Origin of the sequence: Marinobacter sp. UBA2498 (genome assembly GCF_002341575.1) — a bacterium.
In the GTDB taxonomy this organism is placed as follows: Bacteria; Pseudomonadota; Gammaproteobacteria; order Pseudomonadales; family Oleiphilaceae; genus Marinobacter; species Marinobacter manganoxydans.
In genome coordinates this window covers 1-2,960 of sequence record NZ_DDOI01000030.1, presented here as the reverse complement: position 1 = coordinate 2,960, position 2,960 = coordinate 1, and the positions used below count along the sequence as shown (strand labels likewise).

The following is a 2,960-nucleotide window of genomic DNA, read 5'->3' as shown; positions in this document are numbered from 1 at the left end:
CTAATGTCGAGAGCGCTGTCCAGATCGTCGGTTTCGATGATCTCGCTGCCCTCAAAGCCAGAGGCGATAACGCTGCTGATGGCTTCGCGGAACAGTGGGTGGTCGTCGGCAATCAGAATCTTGTAAGCCGGCTCCATGGATGGGTCTACCTGTTTGTTTTCAGTGTCGGGAATGGCTTCCGAATCATGATAGCGTTTTTTCAGAATCATGATGGCAGTTTTCGGAAGGGTAGTTCTCGGTAGAGAGTGCGGCTTCGAGCTCGTTCAGCATGGCGGCCTCCTGTGCAGAGAATCGCCGGAATCGGTTCCGATCCTCTGTTTATTATTGTGATGGTTTCATTACACGCCATCTTGGTCTCGGGTTGAATGCGACCATCGCACCAAAAAACAGGCACCAAAGTACTATTCTTGCAAGGCTGTGGGCTTCGTATCGTGGAGCAATGAGCCTACAACCAACAATAACGACCGTCTCCCGATCCTCGCTTGCCGATCCCTGGATCAAAAAGGGAATGGCCGCCGTGCTGGGTCTTTTCCTGAGTCTCGCAGGCAGTGTCCATGCCCGGGAAGAAGCGTCTGACCTGCCCGTGCTGTCTGTCAGCGTGTTGCAGTTTGGCACCGCCCACTGGGAGCTCGACCATCTCCTGCATCGGGAGCTGGACCGGGAGCATGGCTTTCGGCTGGACCTGAAACCGGTGGCCAACCTGCCGGCCTCCAGGCTCGCGGTCACCAGCGGTTCGGTGAATGGCGCAGTGGCCGACCTGCTGTGGGCGCAGTCCAGGTTTCAGGCAGGAGCGCCCTACCTTTATGTGCCTTTTTCATCCCAGATCGGCGATATCGTTGTCGCCGAGACTTCCCCGATCCGCTCGGTGGCGGATCTGGCGGACAAGCGCATCGGCGTAGCCGGCGGGCCGGACAGCAAGGGCTGGATACTGCTCCAGAAAGTCGCGGAGCGGCAGGGTATCAATCTGGACGAATCCGCAGAGATCCAGTTCGCTGCTCCGCCGCTGCTCAGCCAGGCTCTCAAGCGGGGACAGGTAGACGTGATCGTCACCTACTGGCATTTCGCGGCCCGTCTCCGGGGTGAGGGCGGCTGGCGGTCGGCCTTCAGCATGGCCGATCTGCTCACTGAGCTGGACCTGGATCGCAACCTGCCGGTGCTGGGTTATGTCTTCCCTGCGAAATGGGCGACCGATCATGGATCGTTGATAGATGGTTTCGCGGCCTCCCTTCAAGAGGCCAAAGCCGAGCTGGCGGACAGTGAATCACCCTGGCAACGCTTGCGTCCCCTGATGGGTAATCCTGAAGATGGCGTCTTCACGGCATTGCGCGAGGGCTTCGTCGCCGGCACGCCTGCGCCACAAACAGAACAGCGTATTGCAGACCTGCAGCGATTGATGACCCTCACAGGTGCCGACCCGGACCGCCTGATGCCCGCCAATCTGTTTTACCGGAGCCAGCCGTGAAAGGCCCTACCGGCCGCCCGCCGCTCTGGAGCTACTGGATAGTTCTGCCCTCGTTTGTCGTGCTCTGGGCGCTGACGGCCTGGCTGCTTCAGTCGCCCCTTTTACCAACGCCGGCGAACGTACTGGACACCATGGTTCGGGAGTCGGCGTCCGGCGAGCTCTGGCATCACCTGGGGGCGACCCTGGCCCGCGTGGTGGTCGCCTTTGTTCTGGCCATGGCGATTGGCACCGCCATCGGCATTGTGATGGGCCGGTCACAAACCACCAATGCCCTGTTCGATCCCCTGCTGGTGTTGTTACTCAACCTGCCGGCGCTGGTCACCATCATCCTTATGTACGTGTGGTTCGGCCTGGTGGAAGTGGCTGCCGTGATGGCGGTCGTGATCAACAAAGTGCCCAACGTGGCGGTTACCGTCCGGGAGGGCGCCCGCAGCCTGGACTATAGGCTCGAGGAGATGGCCACTGTTTACGAGTTCACCCGGTGGCAACGGTTGCGGGAAGTCTGGGTACCCCAGCTGTTTCCCTATCTCATGGCGGCTACCCGGGGCGGCCTGGCCCTGATCTGGAAAATTGTCCTGGTGGTGGAGCTGCTCGGCCGTTCCAGCGGCGTTGGCTTCCAGTTGCATATGGCGTTTCAGGTTTTCGACGTGGCCGCCATTCATGCCTACAGCCTGGCGTTTATTGCCATCGTCCAGCTGATTGAACTGGCCATACTTCAGCCTCTTGAGCGCCGATCCAGTCGCTGGCGACAACCGGAGGCCGCCCATGCTTGAACTCAGAATCGCCGGCCGCGATTTCGGCCAGCCGGTGCTCGGAGAGGTCTTCGCAACCATTGCGCGAGGCGACCGCATCTGCCTGCTGGGACCCTCGGGAATCGGCAAGACCACGTTACTGAACGCCATTGCCGGTCTCGATAAATCGGTGCCAGAGAGCGCCGTTATCGGCCGGGAGCAGCTCCGGGTGGGCTACCTGTTTCAGGAGCATCGCCTGCTGCCATGGCGGACTTTACACGCCAATCTCAGGCTGGTTGGTGCCAGCGATGACGAGGCCGGGACGTTGCTGGGCCAGGTTGGCCTGGCCGGATACGGCCATTATCTCCCGGACCAACTGTCACTCGGTATGGCCCGAAGAGCCGCCCTGGCCCGTTGCCTGGCGGTGAAACCGGACTTGCTCTTGCTGGACGAGCCGTTTGCCTCGCTGGACCCCATCATGGCCGGCGAACTGAAAGCCTTGATCGCCGGAATCCTGAACTCGCAACCTGATATGGCGATGATCTGCGTTACCCATGATGGCGGTGATGCAGAGATATTGGCGAACCGCCTGTGGTATCTCGACGGCAAGCCTGCGCGACTGCAGTGGGACGATGTATTGGCAGAGCCTGGGCTGGTCGATGGGCTTCTTGGGCGCCTTCGTGATCTGGATTTGACGGGCTCTTAGGTTGATCGAGGGTGTCCGCAGTCTGTCGGATTACGCTTTGCTAATCCGTATATGGTCTCCT

Annotated in this window: 3 protein-coding genes and 1 pseudogene; 3 read left to right on the top strand and 1 reads right to left on the bottom strand. The window is 60.3% G+C overall.

The genetic code is table 11. From position 1 onward, the window contains the following. Positions 1 to 209 (bottom strand): annotated as a pseudogene (locus B2W52_RS03080) (DNA-binding response regulator); the annotation flags it as partial. Positions 210 to 508: 299 nt separating this feature from the next. Between B2W52_RS03080 and B2W52_RS03075 the strand changes: the two are divergent. From B2W52_RS03075 to B2W52_RS03065, 3 genes are read left to right on the top strand one after another with little or no spacing between them, the layout of a single operon-like run. Next, entirely contained in the window at positions 509 to 1,462 is a 954-nt protein-coding gene (locus B2W52_RS03075) for an ABC transporter substrate-binding protein (protein ID WP_273070184.1), read from the top strand. After that, complete coding sequence (locus B2W52_RS03070) at positions 1,459 to 2,235, top strand: ABC transporter permease (RefSeq protein ID WP_273070182.1); 777 nt, start codon at positions 1,459 to 1,461, stop codon at positions 2,233 to 2,235. Before B2W52_RS03075 ends, B2W52_RS03070 begins: the two co-directional genes overlap by 4 nt. Further along, positions 2,228 to 2,899, top strand: a complete 672-nt coding sequence (locus B2W52_RS03065) for an ATP-binding cassette domain-containing protein (RefSeq protein WP_273070180.1) — start codon at positions 2,228 to 2,230, stop codon at positions 2,897 to 2,899. The genes B2W52_RS03070 and B2W52_RS03065 overlap by 8 nt, the downstream gene beginning before the upstream one ends. Positions 2,900 to 2,960: the final 61 nt, after the last annotated feature.

Bases quoted from the DNA above. Each gene is read 5' to 3' on its own strand.
- B2W52_RS03075 (WP_273070184.1), top strand. From the start codon at position 509: ATGGCCGCCGTGCTGGGTCTTTTCCTGAGTCTCGCAGGCAGTGTCCAT.
- B2W52_RS03065 (WP_273070180.1), top strand. From the start codon at position 2,228: ATGCTTGAACTCAGAATCGCCGGCCGCGATTTCGGCCAGCCGGTGCTC.